We start from the raw sequence: 19,917 nt of genomic DNA on the forward strand, positions 1-19,917 counted from the left end.
CCAGTACACACGTACTCGCCGCCCTTCGCCACCCCGTTCGGCCTGACCGCGGGCTTGACCTTGTCACTGTGACAAGGTCTTCACTGGCGGGCGGAGGTGGTCACCATGAACACGTACTCACCGGAGACCCGGCTGAGCGAGGCGCTGGCCGCCGGCGACCCGGCGACGCGGCTCAAGGCGGCGCTGGCGATCGGCACGCGGCCCGACGCCGGGCTCGCCGACGCGCTCGTGACGCGCAGCGGGATCGAGCCGGACTTCTTCGTCCGCGACATGCTCACCTGGGCGCTGACCCGGCTCCCGCCGGAGGTCACGGTGCCACTGCTGCGCGCCGAGCTGGGTGCCGAGCGCGCCCAGGCCCGCAGCCAGGCGCTGCACACCCTGTCCAAGATCGGCGACCGGGGCGCCTGGCCCGCGCTCACCCGGTCGTTGCTGCACGACGCGGACGACGAGGTCGCGCGCACCGCCTGGCGCACCGCGGTCGTGCTGGTCCCGGACGGTGAGCGGGCCGCGCTCGCCGCTGAGCTGGCCGCCGAGTTCGGCCGCGGCGACCGGGACGTGCGGTTGAGCCTGAGCCGGGCGATCGTCGCGCTGGACGACGTGGCCGAGCCGGTCCTGGCGGCCGCGAAGACCCACACCGACCCGGCGGTACGCGCGCACGCGCTCGCCACGGAACGGCTGCTGCACGACCCGGACGCCGGTTTCGACCTCTCGATCCACGAGGCGACCCGCGCGGTCGCGCTCGACCACGCCGCCAAGGGGGCCGCGGGTGCTGATCGGTGAGGTGGCGCGCCGCTCGGGCGTGAGTGCCCGGATGCTGCGGCACTACGACACGCTCGGGCTGGTGCGGCCGACCGGCCGGACCGTCGGCAACTACCGGGAGTACACGCCGGAGGACATCCGGCGGATCTTCCATGTGGAGGGGCTGCGGTCGCTGGGGCTGTCGCTGCGGCAGATCGCGCGCACGCTCGACGACCCCGGTTTCACGCCGTCCGCGCTGGTCGGCGACCTCATCCGGCAGACCGAGGAGCGGCTGCGCCGGGACCGCGAGCTGCTCGACCGGCTGCGGACCGTGGGCGCGGCCGAGCCGGCCGACTGGCAGGACGTGGCGCGCGTGGTCGAGCTGCTGCACGGGCTCGGCTCGCGGAGCGCGGAACGGCGGCAGCAGGCCGTGCTGGCCACGCCGCTCCCGGCCGATCTGCTGGCCGGTGCGGTCTTCACCGAATCCGACCCGATCGTCGCCGGGGCCCTTCAGTGGGCGCTGGCCCGGGCCGGCGGCGACGGCGCCGCGCATCTGTCGTCCGGTCTGACATCGGACGACGCCGACGTGCGGCGGCGCACCGTACTGGCGCTCGCGAAGCTGCCCGGCGACGACGCGACCGCGCTGCTGACCGGCGCGCTCGACGACCCGGAGCCGGCCATCCGCCAGTACGCGGCACTCGCGCTCGGGCCCCGGGGTGTGACCGCGGCGGTGCCGACGCTGCTGCGCATGGTGGTGAACGGCCCGAACGACGTGGAGGCGGGTGAGCACCTGGGGACGCTGGCGCAGGATCCGGCCTGGGCCGGGCGGATCCTGCGCGCGCTGACCGGCGAGCTGGCCGCGCACGCCGCGGACACGGCGGTGCGGATCCGTCTGGTGCAGGCGCTGGCCGAGATGCCGGGGATGATCGCGCTCGACGTGCTGCGGACGCTGGCCCTCGACGATGACCGGCCGGTGGCGCTGATCGCGTCGACGTTGGTGACGGCGCTGGAGGAACGCGCCGCGGCCGGGAGTGAGCCCCCGGCCGCCGGCGATTCGTCGCGCTAGACGTGAGCCGAGGGGCGCTTGTCCGGTTCGGGATCGGCCCCGGCCGCCGCGGCCTCGTCCCGGCGGTTGGCCGCCAGCGAGGTGAGCGTGACCGTGACCAGCGTCAGGATGATGAACGCGAGGGAGAGCGGGGTCGGCACGTCCGGCACCCACGACCAGACCGTGTGCGCCCAGTGCAGCACCAGCTTGAAGCCGATGAACGCCAGGATGATCGCCAGGCCGTGGTTGAGGTGGCGGAGCTTGCTCAGCGCGTTCTGCAGCACGAAGTACAGCGCGCGCAGGCCGAGCAGCGCGAACGCGTTCGTCGCGAACACGATGTACGGGTCTTCGGTCACGCCGTAGACGGCCGGCACCGAGTCGACCGCGAAGACGATGTCGGTCATGAAGACCGCGACCACGACCAGCGCCATCGGCGTGAGCGTGCGCTTGCCGTTCTCGACGATCGACAGCTTCGACCCGTGGTATTGCGTGGTCACCGGCATCATCCGGCGCAGTAGCTTCACGCTGCGCATGCCGTCGATGTCGACCTCGTGGTCCGAGCCCTTGACCGCGTCCCGCATCACCTTGACCGCGGTGACCAGCAGGATGCCGCCGAAGAGCAGGAACGCCCAGGTGCCGGTGCTGAGCACGGCCGCGCCCATGGCGATGAAGATCGCGCGGAGGACTAGCGCGCCGACGATACCGTACAGCAGGACGCGCTGGGCCAGCTCCTTCGGCACGGCGAACGCGGCCAGCAACAGCATGAAGACGAAGAGGTTGTCCACGGAGAGGGACTTCTCGACGACGTAACCGGTGAAGAACTCGATCGACGGGGTGGCGCCGTAGAGCGGCCAGATGATCAGGCCGAACGCGACCGGCAGTGCCAGGTAGAAGATCGTCCAGCCGACGGCTTCCTTCATGTGCACGTCGTGCGGCCGTCGAGTGATCACGAAATCCATCGCCAGCAGGCCGAACAGGATGACGAGGGTGATCGCCCAGAGTACGGGTGATCCGATCGTCTGGAGCGGAGCAGCGGACAGGACATCCACGGGTGTGCCTCCTCAGGCGCACGCGAAATCGCCTGAGGTCTCCCCCACCGCACCCGAGGCCGGGCGCGGCGACCGTCCGGGGGTCACATGGGTGCACCCGTACTGACCGGAACGATCTTTGTGGGGTACTCCCCTCGACGGGCAACCATAGGGTCTCTCCCTGGATGATTCCTGAGAATCACCAGTTCAGGGGCGTGTTGTGACTATTTGCAACCGGCCAGCGTGCGCAGGATCCCACCGGCCGGGCCGGGGCGCGCGTCCGCGTACGCGGTGCCGGCCCACAGGTTGATCGACTCGGCGTCGTTCCGGGCCGCGGCCGCCGCGCGGATCGACGCGGTCAGGTGGTGCACCGCGGGGTAGGCCAGCGGCGCGTACGGGCCGTACACGTCGGTGAAGTGGTTGCGGAGCGCGCGGGCGGGGCGGCCGGTGAACGCGCGGGTGACCACGGTCTCCCGCGCCTCCGTCAGCGCGACGCGGTGGGCCGCGCGGGTGCCGGCCTCGTCCGCGAGCAGGAACGCGGTGCCGGCCTGGACCGCGGTCGCGCCCGCGTCGAGCAGCTCCCGCACGCCGGCCGCGGAGCCGGTGCCGCCGGCCGCGACGATCGGGACCGCATCGGGCATGGTGCGGAGCAGGCCGAGCGCGGTGCCGGCCCCGTCGTAGCCGGCCGGGTCGAACGTCCCGGAGTGGCCACCCGCGGTACCGGCCTGCGCGATCAGCGCGTCCGGGCCGGTGGTGAGGGCGCGGCGCGCCTCGTCCGCGCTGGTCACGGTGAGCAGGACGGTGCTCCCGGACGCGCGCAGCCCCGCGACCGCCTCGGCCGGCGGCAGGCCGAACGTGAAACTGACGTAGGGCACGCCGGAGGCGATCCTCAGCTTCTCCGCGAAATGATCGTCGTCGTGCAGCGGCGGGTCCGGCAGCGGGCCGTGATCCTTCTCCAGCCGTGCCCGATACCTCGCGACTTCGGCGGCATCGGCGGGTGCGGTGTCCGGCACGAAGATGTTCAGCCCGAACGGCACACCGGCGGCGCGCACCTCGGCCACCTCGCGCGCGGTCGCCTCCGGCGTCTTGTAGCCGGCCGCCAGGAACCCGAGGCCGCCGGCGCGGGCCGCCTCGACCACCAGCCCGACCGTAGAGGGACCACCGGCCATGGGCGCGACGATGACCGGACGGGACAGCTCAGGGAACACAGTGGTCACTCCGATCCGGGGCGGCAGCCGGGGCGGCAGCCGGGGGAACATACCCTGCATCCATGATCATGCATTCCTCACTCGCCCGCGCCTGCGCCGCCATTCGCGACCACCGCGCCTTCGAGATCGTGATCGTGGTGGTGATCGGCGCGAACGCCGTCGTACTCGGCATCGAGACCTACCCGCACCTGGGCGGCTGGGAGTCCATTCTGCACGGTCTGGAGCTCACTTTCCGCGCGGTCTTCGTCGTCGAGATAGCGATCCGGATCCTGGCGCACGGCCGGCGCCCGCAGGACTTCTTCCGCAACGGCTGGAACGTCTTCGACTTCGTGGTGATCGCCGCGGTCTTCATCCCCGGCCTGCACGGCGACTCCGCGCTGCTCCGCATCCTGCGAATCGCCCGGGTCCTGCGCCTGGTTCGCTTCTCCCCCGGCCTGCGCACCATCGTCACCGCGCTGCTGCGCAGCCTCCCCGGCATCGGCGGCTTCCTCGCGCTCGCCCTGGTCACCGTCTACCTCTACGGCATGGCCGGCTGGCTGATCTTCGCGGACGAGTTCCCCGAGCAGTACGGCACCGTCGGCCGCGCCGCGATCACGCTCTTCGTCCTGCTCTCCCAGGAGAACCTGCCCGACCTCATCGAACAGGGCCTGGCCTACTCCCCCTGGACGCTGCTCTACTACGTCAGCTACGTCCTGATCACCGCGAACCTGCTGGTCAACATCCTGATCGCGGTCATCGTCAACTCCATGGAGGAGGCCCGCCGCCTGGAGATCACCGAGGCCATCTCCCAGGGCTACGACACCGACGGCGACGGCATCCCCGACACCCTCGACCGCATCGCCATCAGCCAGCGCATCGACGACCTCCACACCCTCCTCGCCGCCCTCGAACGCGACCTCCGCATCGACCGCGACTAGCCACCCAAAATCACATTCACAAACCCTTCTTCCCGCTTCCGGCGTGGTCGCCTCCCGCATGCTCCCGCGGGCACCGGTCGGCCGCGGGCGGCCTCCCTTCGGGTTTCGCGGTGCGCGGTGCGCGGTGCGCGGTGCGCGGTGCGCGGTGCGCGGTGCGCGGTGCGCGGTGCGCGGTGCGCGGTGCGCGGTGCGCGGTGCGCGGTGCGCGGTGCGCGGTGCGCGGTGCGCCCGAAATTTCACGACAAGGTGGGCAGAGCAGTCCTTCAGCCCATCGACTCAAGATCCTTCCATACCTCATGGCCCTTTCCGCGGCCTTGAAAGGGCCATGAGGTATGGAAGGATCTTGAGTCCCACATTCTTGAAGGTTGATCTCGAAATGCGATAACGGATTCCGCAGGTTGAACGGCCCTCGCGCCCCATGCCCGATTCCCCTGCGCAGCACTCAGAGGGTGGTTCGAGATCGTTTGGGTTGATCTATGCTTTGAGTCCGTTTGGAGATCGTTCTACGGGTTCATGATAGATAGTGATCACTCGATGGCGTGAAGGGTGAATTTTGGTCGCGTCCCGTGGCCGGGGTGGGGTGTTGGCCCGGTCATGGGTGATCGGAAGCCGTATCCGAGTGACGTCAGCGATGCGCAGTGGGCGTTGATCGGCCCGTTTCTGGACGTGTGGCGGGCGGGGCGGGTGTCGGTCGCGGGCCGGACCGGTGAGCAGGATCTGCGGGAGGTCGTGAACGCGATCCTGTATCAGAACCGGACCGGCTGCCAGTGGGCGTATCTGCCGCATGACCTGCCACAGAAGCCGGTGGTCTACTACTACTTCGCGTTGTGGCGTGATGACGGCACCGACGCGGTCATCCATGATCTGCTGCGGTGCCAGGCCCGGCAGAAGGCCGGCCGGGCCGAGGACCCGACCATGGTGGTGCTGGACACCCAGTCGGTGCGGGCCGCGAACCACGTCCCGGCTGCCACGACCGGCAAAGACGCGGGGAAGAAGGTTCCGGGCCGTAAGCGGGGCCTGGCCGTGGATGCTCTCGGGCTGATCATCGCCGTGGTCGTGACCGCCGCGTCGGTGACCGACAACGTCATCGGGATTCGGCTGCTGGACAAGGTCGCCGCGCACGCCCCGACCGTCACGGTCGCGATGGTCGACGCCGGGTTCAAACAGGACGTCGCCGTCCACGGCGCCGTGACAGGTATCGACGTCGAGGTCGTCAAACGCTCCGACACGATGCCGGGGTTCGTGCCGGTGAAGAAGCGGTGGATCGTCGAGCAGGTCTACGGCACCCTGATGCTGCACCGCCGCCTGGCGCGTGAGTACGAGAGCCGCCCGGAATCGAGCGTGTCCCGCACGCTCTGGGCATCGATAGCGAACATGGCCCGCCGCCTGACCGGGACCAGCACCCCGACCTGGCGAGACCGGTAACGGGCCCGCTGATGCACCTGGACACGATCCTCGACCTGATCACCGCGCAGGAGACCACCGCGACGCAGACCGCGCAGCGGCTGCGCGAGCAGATCAGCGCGCTCACCACCGAACTGGACCGCACCGACCGTGAACTGGCCGACCTCGCCACCACCCGGACCACCCTGAAAACAATCGCCGCGGCCCAGTTCACCGCCGAGGAACCGATCGTGATCAGCTCCGCCTACCAGCAGATCCTCACCATCCTCGGCACCGCACCCGACGGCATCCGCGCCAAGGGCATCTGCCTCGCCCTCGACATCGAACCCACACCGGCACACGTCGAAGGCACCCGCGCGAAGCTCAAACGCCTGGTCCACCACAAACTCGTGACCGAGACCGAACCCGGACTGTTCACCCTCACCCAGAAACGGACGTAATCTCCCTTACCGCCCTCTCAAGGCGCAAGCAGGTCAGCCAACGGGCAGCCGCACGCGCATCGCACCACAGGCCCACCCCCGCATCGGCGCCCGTCTCGCGGCCGGAGATCCGCGGCCGCACGCCTACCACCGCCGACGCGCCCGGCGGCAGAGTCCCGCACCGGCCAGCGTCCCCCGGCCCGCACCAAGTCGTCGCAGATATTCGTCCCCGCACCATCCGCCGGCGGCCCCGAGAGCCCACGACGTCCCGCGACGGACGGCCGGGCGGGCGGCAGACGGCCAGGCCGGCGGGCAGGCGGGCAGGCCGGCGGGCAGGCGGGCAGGCCGGCGGGCGGGCAGGCGGGCAGGCAGGCGGCTATCGGGGACCGGCGTGCCAGGTCTCGGCGTCGAGGCGGTAGAGGACGCATGGCTGGAGGGGGTTGTCCGGGGTCATGTTGGGGTGCTGGAAGTCCTCGGCGGGGTCGCGGGTGAAGCCGAGACGTTGCATGACGGCGCGGGAGCGGGCGTTGGTGTGGGCGGTGAAGGAGACCAGGGCGGGCATCGCGAGCGTGGTGAACGCGTGGGCGAGGACGGTGCGGGCGGCCTCGGTGGCGTAGCCGTGACCCCAGGCGTGACGGGACAGGCGCCAGCCGATCTCCATCGCGGGGGTGAAGTGGGCCTCGAAGCGGGGGCGGGCCAGGCCGACGAAGCCGATGAAGCCGTCGGGGGCGTCGACGGCCCACAGGCCGTAGCCCTGGTGGGCCAGGTCGGCGTCGATGCGGTCGATCATCGCGTCGGACTGCTCGCGGGTCAGGGTCGCGGGGAAGTGCCGCATGACCTCGGGGTCGCCGTTCAGCGCGGCGAACGGCTCCCGGTCCGTGTCACGCCAGCGCCGCAGGAACAACCGCTCGGTACGCAACTCGGTCACCCCGGGATCCTACGGTTCCCGGCGCTCCGCACACCCTCACGAGGCGAGCCCACCAGCCCGCGCTCAGCATTCGGGCAAACTCTCCCACTAACCGGGATACACATCCTTGTGTCACTGGCGCCTGTTTCGAGCCGCCCTCAGCCCCCAGCGACAGACGCCGGCCCGCATTGTGCTGATTTCGGGAACACCCTGCCCGCTCGCGGCAATCGGGCGCCCCGCGCCCGAAATATCGCGATATATCGTCCACCGGCGCGGACCGCCAGCCCGCGAGACGTCGCCGCCGAGGCCTGAGTGATCAATCAGTGGAGCAAAAGATAGATCAAAAATCGAAGTTGATCGCTCTTTTGCTCCACTGATTGATCACTCAGGCGCCAGCCCAAGGTCGTCAAGAACTCCCAGCGTCGCCAGATGGACGCTGGGCTGCCTTGTCCGGAATTTCGGACACAAGGAGGTTTATTCAGCGCAGCGAACCGGCGCCGCGTTGCCGCAGGCCGCGCGGTCTGACGAGGGCGGCGCTGAATAAGCCTCAAGATGCCCGGGCCCGAACCGGAGGGGGTACGACTCGGCCCGCCGCCGGTGGCGTTCCGACGCATGCGCGATCGCACACCGACAGCCAAACGACCACGAGGGTTATTCAGCGCGCCGCGCCCCGACGGCGCCGGCCTGCGGCAACGCGGCGTGAGGTCGCCGCGCTGAATAAGCCTCCACGGAACCCGGATCGAACTGAAGGTATTCCTGCCGGCCGAAGGAGCGCGGCCGCACCACACCTACCTCAAGATCGAAATAGGCTGAGTGGCATTGGACCGGTGCCCGCGGGAGCACTCGGAACGCGACCACGCCGGAAGCGGGAAGACAAGACTTTGATCTTGATTTGTGGGGTTCCAGATCGCTGGAACGCGAAATCGGTGGCCGGCGGCGGGAGGATCAACGTGTGGATGAGGAGATTCTGCTGCCGCGCGGCAATGTGAGCGGGGACATCGTGCGCGTCGGGGACACGGTGCGGCGGCCCGCCGGGCCGTGGACGCCGTCGGTGCACGCGTTCCTGAGGCATCTGCACGACGTGGGGTTCGCGCACGCGCCGCGGCCGTTGGGGTTCGACGAGAAGGGGCGTGAGGTGCTCACGTTCGCGGAGGGGATGGTGCCCTGGGGCGACGATCTGCGGCTGCTGGCGGAGGACGACGCGGTACGCGCGGTGGCGCGGGTGATCCGGGACCTGCACGACGCGGCCGTGGGATTCGTGCCGCCGGCGGACGCGGTGTGGAACACGCTGATCGCGCCGGACCGGGTGGAGTTGATCACGCACAACGATCTCGCGCCGTGGAACCTGGTCATCGGTGAGCGGCTGACGTTCATCGACTGGGACGGGACCGCGCCCGGGTCGCGGCTGTGGGACCTGGCCTACGCGGCGCACGGATTCCTGCCGCTGGCGCGCTGGTCGGAGTGGGATCACGGGCGGCGGCTGGGCGTGTTCGCGGACGCCTACGGCGCGGACGAGGCGATGCGGGAGGCGCTGGTGCCGTTGCTGGCGCGGCGGACCGCGTCGATGCACGACTTCCTGCGGGAGCAGGCGGCGCTGGGGGTGGAGCCGTGGCTGACGCACTGGCGGACCGGGCACGGCGACGCGTGGCGGGACGACACGGCCTACATCGAGGAGCACGGGACCGTGTGGCGGCGGGCGCTCGGACTGTCGTAGGTAGGGCAAGCCATACCCCGGACGTAGGGGCTCGCCGGATGGGCCGGGACGGCCGCGATCGATAGCGTCGACGGCATGACGACCGTGACCGGTACCGCCGCGCCGGACATCTCGCCGCGGCAGCCAGAGCCTGTATCGACGTGGGAGACGGGCTGCGGCGAGGCCCTGGCGCCGCCTGGCCACACGTCGATACAGGCTCTGTGGGTGGACACGCGCTACGTGCTGACCGGCTTCCCGATCGGCGTACTCACGTCCACCGGCCTGACCGCCGCGGTCGTGCTCGGCCTGGGCACGGCCGTGCTGGTGGTCGGCGTGCCGATCCTGGCCGGGACGCTGGCCGTGTCCGCGCGGATCGCCGAGGCCGAGCGGCGGCGCGCGTCGATGGTGCTCGGCCGGGCGGTCCCGGCCCCGGAGCGCGCGCGGTGGTGGCCGGCCCTGGCGCACGGGCTGCTCCGTATCGTGCCGAGCACGGTGTCGTTCACGGTGGTGGTGACGTGGTGGTTCGCGGCGGCGGCCGGGCTGAGCGCGTCGCTGTGGGACTGGACGGTCCCGTACGGGCCGCGGGCCGAAGGGCTGCCGGAGCTGATCGGGCTGGGTTCGGCGACGGAAACGCGGATCTGGCTCTACATGGCCGCCGGGCTGCTCTTCGCGCTGACGCTGGCGCCGCTGGTCCGGGCCATGGCGGGGATGGAGGCCCGGTTCGCGGAACGCCTGCTCGGTGGCGCCTGATTCGTCCTTTTGCACGGCCTTTGTTCGAGCCGGTTCGGGCGGCGGACATCGGGCTAGGGTGCGGAACATGAGGACGGTGACGCTGCGCCCGATGCACGCCGGCGAGTTCGGCGCATTCCGGGCCTCGGTGATGAATCTGACGGTGGACTCGCTGATCACGTCCGTGGGGCTCGCGGCCGAGGTCGCGCGGGCGAAGACGTTCGACGAACTCTGCGCGTCGCTGCCGCTCGGCTTCGACACGCCGGGCCACGTGCTGCTGATCGGCGAGTCGGAGGGCGAGCGGATCGGCGCGGCCTGGTTCGGGCTGCGGCATCCGCACGCCATCGCCGGCTGCGGGTTCCTGCACATGCTCACGGTGGACCCCGATCATCGTGGCCGCGGCCTCGGCCGGGCGCTGCTGTCCGCGGTGGAGGCGGAGGCGCGCGCCCGCGGCTGCGAGTCGCTGGAGCTGAACGTGTTCGGCACCGACAAGGCCGCGGTCGGGCTCTACGACACGGCCGGATACGACCTGATCACGCAGCAGCTGCGTAAGAGGCTCTGAGCCGGCGCAGCGTGCCGCCGGCCGTCCACCCGCACAACAGCAACGCGAAGAGCTCGGGGGCCCGCGACGCCGGTCGACGGCGTGCCGGCCGGGAACCCGAACGCCCAGAAGTGCGCCTCGGCCGGGTCGTCCAACTACGTGCGGCAGCGTACGACCAGGTGCCGGACGAAGCCACCGGTGATCGTGCCGTCCGAGTTGACCGCCGCACGCTGATCGAGGTCCCGACCCCGGACGTCCGCCTGGAACGCTGCCCGCCGGCCGGCCACCAGCTGACGGGCGCCCCCACCACCTCTACCCGATCAGCCCGCCGGGCTGCGTGGACCGCATGGTTTCGTGGTGACCACTGCGAAACGGACAGGAAGGCCGGCCAACGGCCGACCGGTGCCCGCGGGAGCACTCGGAAGGTGACCACGCCGGAAGCGGGAAATCAGTTCCTGCTTGATCTTTCGCCTTCGGCAACGCTCGGCCGGCACGAACCGGACACCACCGGCGCTCACCGACCGATGAGAGAGAGGCCAGGTGGCCCGGTGGGGCCACCTGGGGCCTCAGATGAGCGTGGCCGCCTGGGTCAGCAGCTCACCCGTGCGCGGGTCGCGGCACAGGTAGCGCTGGCCCTCGTGCATCCAGCCCCAGATGTCGTCCTGGACCAAGGGCTCCTTGCAGTGCAGGCACCGCGGATCGGTCGGTTGCGCGGTGGAGGCACCGGTGCGGACGGAGGTGGGCGTCAAGGTCGGCTTCCCTTCGGGTCTCGTGTGGTCGGGGCCGTTCCAAGTCCCCCCGGAGATCACGTGCAATATCGCACCGTAGCGGATCGGGCCGAAACCGATGACATGGGCATTGACCTCGGGCAACCTCAATCACCGTTAGTGTGACGGAGGTCTCAGTTGGTGGTAATTCCTCCGGATGCCCTAGGTTGGGCCGAAAGGAGCCGCACGGATCGGCCGGGTAGTCCGCCCGGCGTGCGTGAAGGAGGCGCGGCTTGTCGATCAGCGGCGTCACGGAGACACCCTCGCTCTACGACGAGGCGGAGGCCGCACGCAGGCGCGGGGACTACCGGGCCGGCGTCGCGCTCGCGCGGCAGGCCGCGGACCACAGCGTCCGGCGCGGCGACGTGGCCGGGCAGGCGTCCGCGCTGCGCCTGGCCGCGAACCAGCTGCTCCGGGTGGGTGAGCAGGAGGCCGCGATCACCGCGTGCACCCAGGCGGCCGGCCTTTTCGAGTCGATCGGCGACGAGCGCGGCATCTGCGAGACGCTCACCGTCCAGGCGATCCCGTTCAACGACCTCGGCCTGCACGAGGAGGCGCTCGACGCGCTGGACCGCGCCCGCCTGATCGCGCAGCGGCTCGACGACCGCGCGCTGCTCTACTGGGTGCACAACCGCACCGGCGTGGTGCACGCGGCCATGGGCGATCTCGCCGCCAGCAACGAATGCCTGCGGCACGCGCTCGCCGTGGTCGACCCGGGCGACGACGAGGCCCGCTTCTGCGTGCTCAACAACCTCGGCGACAACGCGGTCTTCCGCATCCCGCAGCTGCGCGAACTCGGCCGGGAGGACGAGGCGGAGGAGCTGCTGACCACCGCGCTCGGCCACGTGCGGACCGCACTGGAGCTGGCGCAGGCCGCCAACCACCCGTACCGGCAGTCGATCGTGCTCGACAACTACGGCATGCTGATGGCGCACCGCGGCGACTACGGCGAGGCGTTCACGCTGGTCGAGAACTCGCGCATGATCGCGCTCGCGCACGGGTACCGCTCACTGGAGTCGGCCGCGCTGCAACACCAGGCCCAGATCCGGCTGCTCCGCGGCGACTGCGCGATCGCGGTCCTCGGCCTCCTCGAAGCGCTCGAACGCGCGACCGAGGCCAAGGAGAAGCCGATGACCATGGCCATCCACCTCCAGCTCTCCCAGGCCTACGAGCGGATCGGCGACTTCAAGGCCTCGCTGAGCCACTACCGGTCGTACCACGCGCTGGAACGCGAGGCGCACAACGACGTCGCCGCGGTCCGCGCCCGGATGATGGTCCACCTGTTCGAGCTGGACAACGCGCGCCTCGAGGCCGACAACGCCCGGCTGGAGTCCGAGCTGCACCGGATCCGCAGCGCCGAACTCGAGGAGCAGGCGCTCACCGACGCGCTCACCGGCCTCGCCAACCGCCGCGCCGCCGACCAGCGCCTCCCCGCGATGGCCACGCTCGCCGACGCGACCGGCCGCCCGTTCTGCCTCGCGATCGCGGACGTCGACCACTTCAAGAACGTCAACGACCGCTACGGCCACGCCGCCGGCGACGACGTCCTCCGCCGCATCGGCGCGCTGCTCCGCGAACACGTCCGCGGCACAGACCTGGTCGCCCGCCTCGGCGGCGAGGAGTTCCTGGTCGCCTTCGAGGGCGTCGACCTCCCCGAGGCCACCCACCTGGCCGAGAAGCTCCGCCTGATCATCGCGAACCACGACTGGTCCACCCTCCAGCCCGGCCTCGCCGTCACCGTCAGCATCGGCGTCGCCGCCCACGACGGCGATCCCGCGCTTCTCCTGCCCCGCGCCGACGCCCGCCTCTACGCCGCCAAGCACGCCGGCCGCAACCGCGTGGTGGCGGCGGGGTAGAACAGCGAACACTTCAGGAACGGATTTCCCGCTTCCGGCGTGGTGCGTTGGGCGTGCTCCCGCGGGCCACGGTCGTCGCTGGCGCTCCTCCCTTCCGGTCTCGTCGCGGGTCACCGAAGACCTTCCGCGGCTCGACCGCCATGTCCGGTTGGCGCGGGGCGACTCGCGTCTTTCGTCCTGGGGTGAAGGCGAGGCCTTCCGCGGCTTCACCGCCGTGTCCGGTCGTCGAAGGCGACTCACGTCTTTCGTCCTGGTCGCGGTAAGACCGTCCGCGGCTTGTCCGCCATGTGCGGTTGGCGTGAGCGACTCGCGTTTGGGCGCGCCCGGCCACGGGCGCTCCGCGCCCGATATTTCGTATTATTGGTGACTGCGCCGTGTTGTTATCGTCGGTCAGACTGCCTCCGGCGGAATTCCGGTGGGTCGCGTTGCGTCTGGTGGTTGCGTTTCGCCTCCGGCGGGCCTCGGGATCCGGGGGAAGGGCGTGAGTCCCGGCCGCTCGGGTTCGTCGGCCCCGCTGTCTTCTCGTGGATGGCATGGGTTGGGTTTCGTGTGCCTGGCTGCCGCGTATGCCGCCTTCCAGGACGAGCCGAGCAGATCATCGGCAGGGCCGCCAGCTTGGGTGGGGCGGCATGGTCGGCGCCCTGGGGGCGCCGTCCTTGCCTGGGCTGCGGTGTCGTGGTGGGTGGCGGCCCTGCCGATGATCTGCACCCCAAGGGTGGTCGACGGCAGACGGGGCAGCCAGGCGCCGGCGGTCTGCGCGGGGCGCGCGAATCAAGGCGAAAGCGGCCTCACGGCCACGGTCTGGGCTTACTGATCCTTCGGGATCAGGGTGAGAAGCACCTCCCAGGGACGGTCCCTTTATCCCGAGATTTCGGGCGCGCAGCGCCCGGATGACCAGCGCTGCTCGCACCTCAGCCCCGAAAGCTCAGTAGTGCGCGGGGCGCACGATCCCGGAGGCTTATTCAGCAGCCATTCTGAAGAAATGAGGCCCAGCAGCGCAAGTGATCGTTTCCTCGAACGTCGGCTACGTCCGAGAAGGTCGAAAGCAATCTCGCGGCCCGGAGATCATGACGGCTCACCCCGCGCGTCGCCTTACCGGCTGCTCCTGGCACAGAGATCGATCCCGCATCGTGGAAGATCGGTTCCGATAGCCGGCCGATCTTCCGCATGACGGGAAATTGCTGCCAGAGTGTGGAAATGCCGAGCGAGCTGCGGATGCGACGCCCGAAATATCGTCGTAAATACACCCCGCTGTCGCCCTCGCATCTGACTAGTGATACATGGCGCACCGTATGAGTGCCTCATACGGTGCGCCATGTATCACTAGTCGTTTTCGCGCGATCAATCTCGCGGTCGGGAAGCACTGTTGACCTTTCAGCGCCAATAGACCGAAGTATCGGGCGCGAAGCGCCCGATACTTCGAGGCTTATTCGGCGCAGCGAACCGGCACCGCGTTGCCGCAGGCCGCGCGGTCTGACGAGGGCGGCGCTGAATAAGCCTCATGGGGGACCGACGGAACGCGTGACGTTGAGGGTTACTCAGCGCGTTGCGCGCCGACAGCGCCGGCCTGCGGCGACGCGGCGTTGGCTCGCCCGCTGAGTAATCCTCGTTGGTGATGATATTTCGGGCGCCATCCCCAGCCCTACCGGCACATGGCTCGGTGAGCGGATTCGCTCACGCGCGGGCCCCCGTGGCACGTAACCCAGCTTGAAACCGCGCCGGCGGCTCATTGAATCGGTGATCGAGAAGCAGAACCTGTCCTCGCTATTCGTCCCGCCGGAAATATCGCGACAAAACCCACGGTGGCTGGCTTCCAAAATGATCACGTGTGCCAAATCGTTGTTTTCCGGCGGTCTTAACAACGATTTGGCACACGTGATCGACTTCTGGACGTCAGGTCGGGCTTCGATCTTGATCGTGCGCCCCGCGCGGGCAGCCAGGCACACGAAACCAACCCCCACCACCACGCGAAAGGAACCGGGCCAATGCAACCCGACCCGACCGGAAGCCCCCAGAGCCCGAGGCCCGCCGGAGGCGAAACGCAACCACCAGACGCAACGCAACCACCGGAATCCCGCCGGGGCAGTCTGACCGACGACAGAGGCACGGCGCAGCCACCAATAATACGAAATATCGGGCGCGGAACGCCCACGGCCGGGGTGCGGAGCAACGGCCCACGGCCGGGGTGCGGAGCAACGGCCCACGGCCGGGGTGCGGAGCAACGGCCCACGGCCGGGGTGCGGAGCAACGGCCCACGGCCGGGCGCGGGCGAACGCGAGTCGCCCACGCCAACCGGACATGGCGGGCAAGCCGCGGGAGGGCTTGTGGTGACCCGCGACGAGACCGGAAGGGAGGAGCGCCAGCGACGACCGGGGCCCGCGGGAGCACGCCCAACGCACCACGCCGGAAGCGGGAATATCGGTTGTCAGGGAATGCGTCGCGTAGCGCGTCCCCCGTGCAGGAAGAGGGCGTGGCCGTGGCCGTCGTCGCCGAGGAAGGCGCAGACCGGGTGGGCGGTGCCGGGGTGGTCGCGGACGATCAGGGTGTCGGCGGTGAGGCGGACGAGTTCCTGGGACGGGGCGGGCGGGCCGAGCTGGGTGAAGATGCCCTTCGGGGTGTCGTGCAGCCAGACGCGGCCGGCCGGGTCCTGGCTGACCGTGAGGTCGGCGACGCGGGAGGAGTAGACGCCGAGGTAGCGGCTGGCGTCGAACGGCTCGGCGGGTGCGGGGACCCGGGCGGGTGGCGGGAGCGTGATGCCGGTCAGTTCCTCGATCAAGGGCGGGAGCAGCGCGTGGTAGAGCGAGGCCGCGTCGCCGCCGTTGGTGAGCAGGGCGACGGCGACGTCCCGGTCGGGTACGACGCGGAGGAACGCGGCCTGGCCTATCGTGCCGCCGTCGTGGCCGATCACGGTGCCGGAGTCGTTCATGATCTCCCAGCCGAGGCCCCAGCCGCTGCCGGGCATGCCGGGTGCGGGGCGGTCGGCGGCGCGCTGCTGCATGACCTTGACGCCGTCCGGGGAGAGCAGGCCGTCGCCGCCGGACATGTGCATGCGGGCGAAGAGCAGCAGGTCACCGGCGCTCATCGCCAGCATGCTGCCGGCCGGCGCGTTCGAGCGGGGCAGTGACCAGGTCGGCGCGGGGGCGAGTGGCGCGCCGGCGGCGGGGGCGATGTGGCCGACCGCGGTGCGGTGCAGGATCGCCTCGTAGGCGTCGGTGGCGAGCGCGGTGACGCCGAGCGGCGCGGCGATCGACTCGCGCAGGCAGGCGTCGAAGGGCCGGCCGCGCAGCACCTCGACGACGCGGCCGAGCACGGCGAAGCCGGCGTTGTTGTAGGAGAGCATCGCGCCGGGCGGGAACAGCTGCGGGGTGTCGCCGAGCGTGGCGACGAACCGGGCCACGCAGTCGTCGCCGCGGCCGGTGTCGGTGAACAGGTCGCCCTCGAAGCCGCCGGTGTGGCAGAGCAGGTGCCGGATCGTCACGGTCTCGGCCGCGTCCGGGTCGCCGAGCGTGAACGCCGGCAGGTGGGTGCGGACCGGGGCGTCGAGTTCGAGCAGGCCCTCGCCGGCCAGCTGCATGATCAGCGTGGTGGTCCAGACCTTGGTGATCGAGCCGATCTGGAAGAGCGAGTCGGTGGTGGCCTCGACGCCGGTCCGCGTGTTGAGCACGCCGTGCGCGAGCGCGAACCGTTCGCCGCCCGCGTCCACCGCCAGCACGGCGCCGGGGACGGCGAATCGGGCGAGCAATGCGGGGAGTGAGGACCTGATTACATCGAGAGACATGAGCACAACCCTAAAACCGACACGGGGGTACGGAATCCGGCACGCGCTATTCGTACCCGTGTATGCGTTTGATCTGGATTTGCAGGTGCTGGGAATCGAGCGGTTGACTGGCACCGTGAACGAGGAGCAGAGCGTGGAATTCGGGCTGGACACCTTCGGCGACGTGACGGTCGGTCCGGACGGGAAGCGACTGCCGTACGCGCAGGTCATCCGTGACGTGGTGGAGCAGGCCGTGCTGGCCGAGCGGGTGGGCGTGGACGCGTTCGGCGTCGGCGAGCACCACCGGGACGACTTCGCGGTGTCCGCGCCGGAGATCGTGCTGGCCGCGATCGCCGCACGCACGTCGAGGATCAGGCTGGGCACCGCCGTGACCGTGCTCAGCTCCGACGACCCGGTACGCGTGTTCGAGCGGTTCGCCACGCTGGACGCGGTCTCGAACGGGCGCGCGGAGATCACGCTGGGCCGCGGCTCGTTCACGGAGTCGTTCCCGCTGTTCGGGTTCGAACTGCGCGACTACGAGAAGCTGTTCTCGGAGAAGCTGGACCTGATGGCCCACCTGCTCGACGAGGGACCGGTGACGTGGTCGGGCTCGGTGCGGGCCGCGCTGGACAAGCAGGAGGTCTACCCGAAGACCGAGTCCGGGCGGATCAGCACGTGGATCGGCGTCGGTGGCAGCCCGGAGTCGGTGGTGCGGGCCGCATCCCACCGGCTGCCGCTGGTCCTGGCGATCATCGGTGGCGAGCCGGCCCGCTTCGCACCGTATGTCGAGCTGTACCACCGGGCGCTGAGCGAGCTGGGTTCTCCGGCGCTCCCGGTGGCGGTGCACGCGCCCGGTTTCGTGGCCGAGACCGACCGGGAGGCCGCGGACACGCTCTGGCCGCACCTGCGCGTGATCATGGACCGGATCGGCCGGGAGCGCGGCTGGCCGCCCATGACCCGCCGCCGCTTCGACTCGGACATCAGCGAGGGCGCGCTGCACGTGGGCTCGCCGGAGACGGTGGCGCAGAAGATCGCCCGGACCGTCAAGGCGCTCGGCATCCAGCGGTTCGATCTCAAGTACTCCAACGGCACGCTGCCGCACGACGTGATGACCCGGTCGATCGAGCTGTACGGCACGAAGGTCATCCCCCGGGTGCGTGAGCTGCTGGCGGATTGACGCGCGCGGCCGGCGCCCGTGTCGACGTGGGGGGCCTGAGCGAGGCGGCGCCCCACGTCGACACAGGCGGCTAGGGTGGCGTTCGTGCTGCACTGGACACAGATCGCCCATGGCGTCGCCCTGGTCGTCGGAGCCGTCGTGCTGGTCACCGCCTATGCGGTGGCGGGCGTCCCCCGGTGGGTCGCCTACCTGATCACCGCGGCCTACGTCGCGCTCGTGGCCTGGGTGATCCAGCGCTTCCGCGACCGGGACGTGCGCACGGCGATGGCCGAGCCGGTCGACAGCCGGCAGCGTGCCCTGGCGCCGTCGGCTCAGTTCGTGGTCGTGCTGCGCGGCTACGACACCGGTCACGTGCACGCGATGGTGGAGCGCGTCGACATGGCGCGCGGCTCGGACAGCCCGGTGTTCCGCACGGCCGTGGCCGCGGAGGCACGCGGCGCCGCGTTCCCGATCGTGATGCGCGGCTACGACCGGGGCGAGGTCGACGCCTGGCTGGCCACCGCAGCGGGCGAGCTCTCCACGTGACCGTGCTCCGGCGCGTCCTCGCCGCCCTGGTCAGCGTGCTCGCGCTGGCCGGTGCGGTGCGGCTGGTCGCTCCCGCGACACCGGACCCCTCGGGGGTACGCCGTCAGCTCGCCTTCATCCGGGCCGCGCTGGACGACGGCGCGGCCACGGACGCGCAGTCGCTGTTCCCGGAGGGCTTCTACTTCATGAACGTCCTCTACGGACTGTCCTGGGTGGAGCTGGGACAGCGGGGAGTCTCCGTCGCCCAGGCCGCGTCCGAGGCCGCGTGGGCGCTGGAGCAGGTGGAGTCGCCGGCCGGGCGCGCGCCGTTCGACCCGGGCGCGACGCCGGCGTACGGCGTGTTCTACGCGGGCTGGACGAACTGGTTGCGTGGCGGGCTGCTGACGTTGCACGACGACCCTGCCCAGCGGGCCAGGTTCCTGGCCGATTCCGCGGCACTGGCGGACGCGTTCGAGGCGTCGTCCACGCCGTTCCTGGAGGCCTATCCGGGTCAGGCCTGGCCGTGCGACTCCACCGTGGCGATCGCGTCGCTGCGGCTGGCCGCCCGCTTCGACCCGCGTTTCGCGCCGGTCGTCTCCCGATGGGTCTCGCAGGCCCGTGAGCGCCTGGACCCGGCGACCGGGCTGCTGCCGCACGCGGTGACGCCGGCGTTCGCCGGTTCCCGGGGCACGTCGCAGGCGATCATCCAGCGGTTCCTGGTGGACGTGGACCCGGTGTTCGCCCGCGAGCAGTACTCGCTGTTCCGGTCGCGATTCCTGGACCGGCCGCTCGGGCTGGGTCCCGCGGTCCGCGAGTACCCGCACGGCACGGACGGGCCCGCGGACGTCGACTCCGGGCCGCTGCCGCTCGGGATCTCCCTGTCCACCACCGTGGTCGCGCTCGGCGCCGCGCAGGTGCACGGCGACACGTCGCTGGCCGGAGGGTACGCGTCGTTCGGCGAGTTCGCCGGCCTGCCGATCGACACGCCGTCCACCAAGCGGTACGCGTTCGGCCTGGTGCCGATCGGCGACGCGTTCCTGGCCTGGTCGAAGACCGCACGGCCGTGGACCGTCCCGGTCCCGGACCCGCCGCCGCCGGCGATCTCCGGTTGGTGGCGGGCGCCGTTGCTGACGCTGCTGCTGCTCATCGGGCTGGCGCCGTGGGGGCCCGTGATCGTGCGGCGGGTGCGTGCCATGGCGTCGCCATCAGCGGGCCGGCGGCCGTAGA

The 19,917-nt window shown here is 70.7% G+C and carries 17 protein-coding genes; 12 read left to right on the forward strand and 5 right to left on the reverse strand.

Annotated elements, in window-relative coordinates:
• Nucleotides 1-105: 105 nt before the first annotated feature.
• Together J2S43_RS21530 and J2S43_RS21535 are read left to right on the forward strand one after the other, a co-directional pair.
• A complete protein-coding gene (locus J2S43_RS21530; protein ID WP_306831930.1) occupies nt 106-780 on the forward strand; it encodes a HEAT repeat domain-containing protein in 675 nt (224 codons plus the stop codon).
• On the forward strand, nt 767-1,804 hold the full coding sequence (locus J2S43_RS21535) for a MerR family transcriptional regulator (RefSeq protein WP_306831932.1): 1,038 nt from the start codon (nt 767-769) through the stop codon (nt 1,802-1,804). Before J2S43_RS21530 ends, J2S43_RS21535 begins: the two co-directional genes overlap by 14 nt.
• Here the strand turns inward: J2S43_RS21535 and J2S43_RS21540 are convergent.
• Both J2S43_RS21540 and J2S43_RS21545 read right to left on the reverse strand, forming a co-directional pair.
• Nucleotides 1,801-2,832, reverse strand: a complete 1,032-nt coding sequence (locus J2S43_RS21540) for a TerC/Alx family metal homeostasis membrane protein (protein ID WP_306831934.1) — start codon at nt 2,830-2,832, stop codon at nt 1,801-1,803. The genes J2S43_RS21535 and J2S43_RS21540 overlap by 4 nt on opposite strands.
• 203 nt (nt 2,833-3,035) lie before the next feature.
• Nucleotides 3,036-4,070 carry a nitronate monooxygenase gene (locus tag J2S43_RS21545; RefSeq protein ID WP_306831936.1) on the reverse strand — a complete coding sequence of 345 codons (1,035 nt, stop codon included), beginning with the start codon at nt 4,068-4,070 and terminating at the stop codon, nt 3,036-3,038.
• Nucleotides 4,071-4,081: 11 nt separating this feature from the next.
• Here J2S43_RS21545 and J2S43_RS21550 point away from each other — a divergent pair, with 11 nt between their 5' ends.
• From J2S43_RS21550 to J2S43_RS21560, 3 genes are all read left to right on the forward strand, one after another.
• Complete coding sequence (locus J2S43_RS21550) at nt 4,082-4,936, forward strand: ion transporter (RefSeq protein WP_306831940.1); 855 nt, start codon at nt 4,082-4,084, stop codon at nt 4,934-4,936.
• Between the two features lie 594 nt (nt 4,937-5,530).
• Nucleotides 5,531-6,361: an IS5 family transposase gene (locus tag J2S43_RS21555; RefSeq protein WP_306831942.1), complete on the forward strand. Its 831-nt coding sequence runs from the start codon at nt 5,531-5,533 to the stop codon at nt 6,359-6,361.
• An 11-nt stretch (nt 6,362-6,372) separates the two neighbouring features.
• Entirely contained in the window at nt 6,373-6,780 is a 408-nt protein-coding gene (locus J2S43_RS21560) for a hypothetical protein (protein ID WP_306828526.1), read from the forward strand.
• Nucleotides 6,781-7,135: 355 nt separating this feature from the next.
• On the opposite strand, the gene J2S43_RS21565 is transcribed toward J2S43_RS21560, so the two are convergent.
• Nucleotides 7,136-7,687 carry a GNAT family N-acetyltransferase gene (locus J2S43_RS21565; protein ID WP_306831943.1) on the reverse strand — a complete coding sequence of 184 codons (552 nt, stop codon included), beginning with the start codon at nt 7,685-7,687 and terminating at the stop codon, nt 7,136-7,138.
• Between the two features lie 931 nt (nt 7,688-8,618).
• Here J2S43_RS21565 and J2S43_RS21570 point away from each other — a divergent pair.
• The 3 genes from J2S43_RS21570 to J2S43_RS21580 all read left to right on the forward strand — a co-directional run bounded on the left by J2S43_RS21570 (nt 8,619) and on the right by J2S43_RS21580 (nt 10,650).
• Complete coding sequence (locus J2S43_RS21570; RefSeq protein WP_306831945.1) at nt 8,619-9,380, forward strand: phosphotransferase; 762 nt, start codon at nt 8,619-8,621, stop codon at nt 9,378-9,380.
• Nucleotides 9,381-9,455: 75 nt separating this feature from the next.
• Nucleotides 9,456-10,109, forward strand: a complete 654-nt coding sequence (locus tag J2S43_RS21575; RefSeq protein WP_306831948.1) for a sensor domain-containing protein — start codon at nt 9,456-9,458, stop codon at nt 10,107-10,109.
• 67 nt (nt 10,110-10,176) lie between these two features.
• Nucleotides 10,177-10,650 carry a GNAT family N-acetyltransferase gene (locus J2S43_RS21580; protein ID WP_306831950.1) on the forward strand — a complete coding sequence of 158 codons (474 nt, stop codon included), beginning with the start codon at nt 10,177-10,179 and terminating at the stop codon, nt 10,648-10,650.
• A gap of 545 nt (nt 10,651-11,195) precedes the next feature.
• On the opposite strand, the gene J2S43_RS21585 is transcribed toward J2S43_RS21580, so the two are convergent.
• The gene (locus tag J2S43_RS21585; RefSeq protein ID WP_306831952.1) at nt 11,196-11,378 is read right to left on the reverse strand and encodes a hypothetical protein; all 183 of its coding nucleotides are present in this window, start codon (nt 11,376-11,378) and stop codon (nt 11,196-11,198) included.
• Between the two features lie 251 nt (nt 11,379-11,629).
• Between J2S43_RS21585 and J2S43_RS21590 the strand changes: the two genes are divergently transcribed.
• Complete coding sequence (locus tag J2S43_RS21590; RefSeq protein WP_306831953.1) at nt 11,630-13,252, forward strand: tetratricopeptide repeat-containing diguanylate cyclase; 1,623 nt, start codon at nt 11,630-11,632, stop codon at nt 13,250-13,252.
• A gap of 2,425 nt (nt 13,253-15,677) precedes the next feature.
• On the opposite strand, the gene J2S43_RS21595 is transcribed toward J2S43_RS21590, so the two are convergent.
• The gene (locus J2S43_RS21595; RefSeq protein ID WP_306831955.1) at nt 15,678-17,030 is read right to left on the reverse strand and encodes a serine hydrolase domain-containing protein; all 1,353 of its coding nucleotides are present in this window, start codon (nt 17,028-17,030) and stop codon (nt 15,678-15,680) included.
• Between the two features lie 115 nt (nt 17,031-17,145).
• Between J2S43_RS21595 and J2S43_RS21600 the strand changes: the two genes are divergently transcribed.
• From J2S43_RS21600 to J2S43_RS21610, 3 genes are all read left to right on the forward strand, one after another.
• Nucleotides 17,146-18,186, forward strand: coding sequence for an LLM class flavin-dependent oxidoreductase (locus tag J2S43_RS21600; RefSeq protein ID WP_306831957.1), 1,041 nt, complete (start codon nt 17,146-17,148; stop codon nt 18,184-18,186).
• Between the two features lie 84 nt (nt 18,187-18,270).
• On the forward strand, nt 18,271-18,711 hold the full coding sequence (locus J2S43_RS21605) for a DivIVA domain-containing protein (protein WP_306831959.1): 441 nt from the start codon (nt 18,271-18,273) through the stop codon (nt 18,709-18,711).
• Entirely contained in the window at nt 18,708-19,916 is a 1,209-nt protein-coding gene (locus tag J2S43_RS21610; protein ID WP_306831960.1) for a hypothetical protein, read from the forward strand. The genes J2S43_RS21605 and J2S43_RS21610 overlap by 4 nt, the downstream gene beginning before the upstream one ends.
• The last annotated feature ends 1 nt before the right edge of the window (nt 19,917 follow it).

The sequence above is a fragment of the Catenuloplanes nepalensis genome, assembly GCF_030811575.1.
Taxonomy (GTDB): Bacteria; Actinomycetota; Actinomycetes; order Mycobacteriales; family Micromonosporaceae; genus Catenuloplanes; species Catenuloplanes nepalensis.

Excerpts from the sequence above, each read along its gene's own strand:
- J2S43_RS21530 (WP_306831930.1), top strand. The coding sequence starts at position 106 with ATGAACACGTACTCACCGGAGACCCGGCTGAGCGAGGCGCTGGCCGCC.
- J2S43_RS21545 (WP_306831936.1), bottom strand. The coding sequence starts at position 4,070 with ATGTTCCCCCGGCTGCCGCCCCGGCTGCCGCCCCGGATCGGAGTGACC.
- J2S43_RS21550 (WP_306831940.1), top strand. The coding sequence starts at position 4,082 with ATGATCATGCATTCCTCACTCGCCCGCGCCTGCGCCGCCATTCGCGAC.
- J2S43_RS21555 (WP_306831942.1), top strand. The coding sequence starts at position 5,531 with ATGGGTGATCGGAAGCCGTATCCGAGTGACGTCAGCGATGCGCAGTGG.
- J2S43_RS21560 (WP_306828526.1), top strand. The coding sequence starts at position 6,373 with ATGCACCTGGACACGATCCTCGACCTGATCACCGCGCAGGAGACCACC.
- J2S43_RS21575 (WP_306831948.1), top strand. The coding sequence starts at position 9,456 with ATGACGACCGTGACCGGTACCGCCGCGCCGGACATCTCGCCGCGGCAG.
- J2S43_RS21580 (WP_306831950.1), top strand. The coding sequence starts at position 10,177 with ATGAGGACGGTGACGCTGCGCCCGATGCACGCCGGCGAGTTCGGCGCA.
- J2S43_RS21595 (WP_306831955.1), bottom strand. The coding sequence starts at position 17,030 with ATGTCTCTCGATGTAATCAGGTCCTCACTCCCCGCATTGCTCGCCCGA.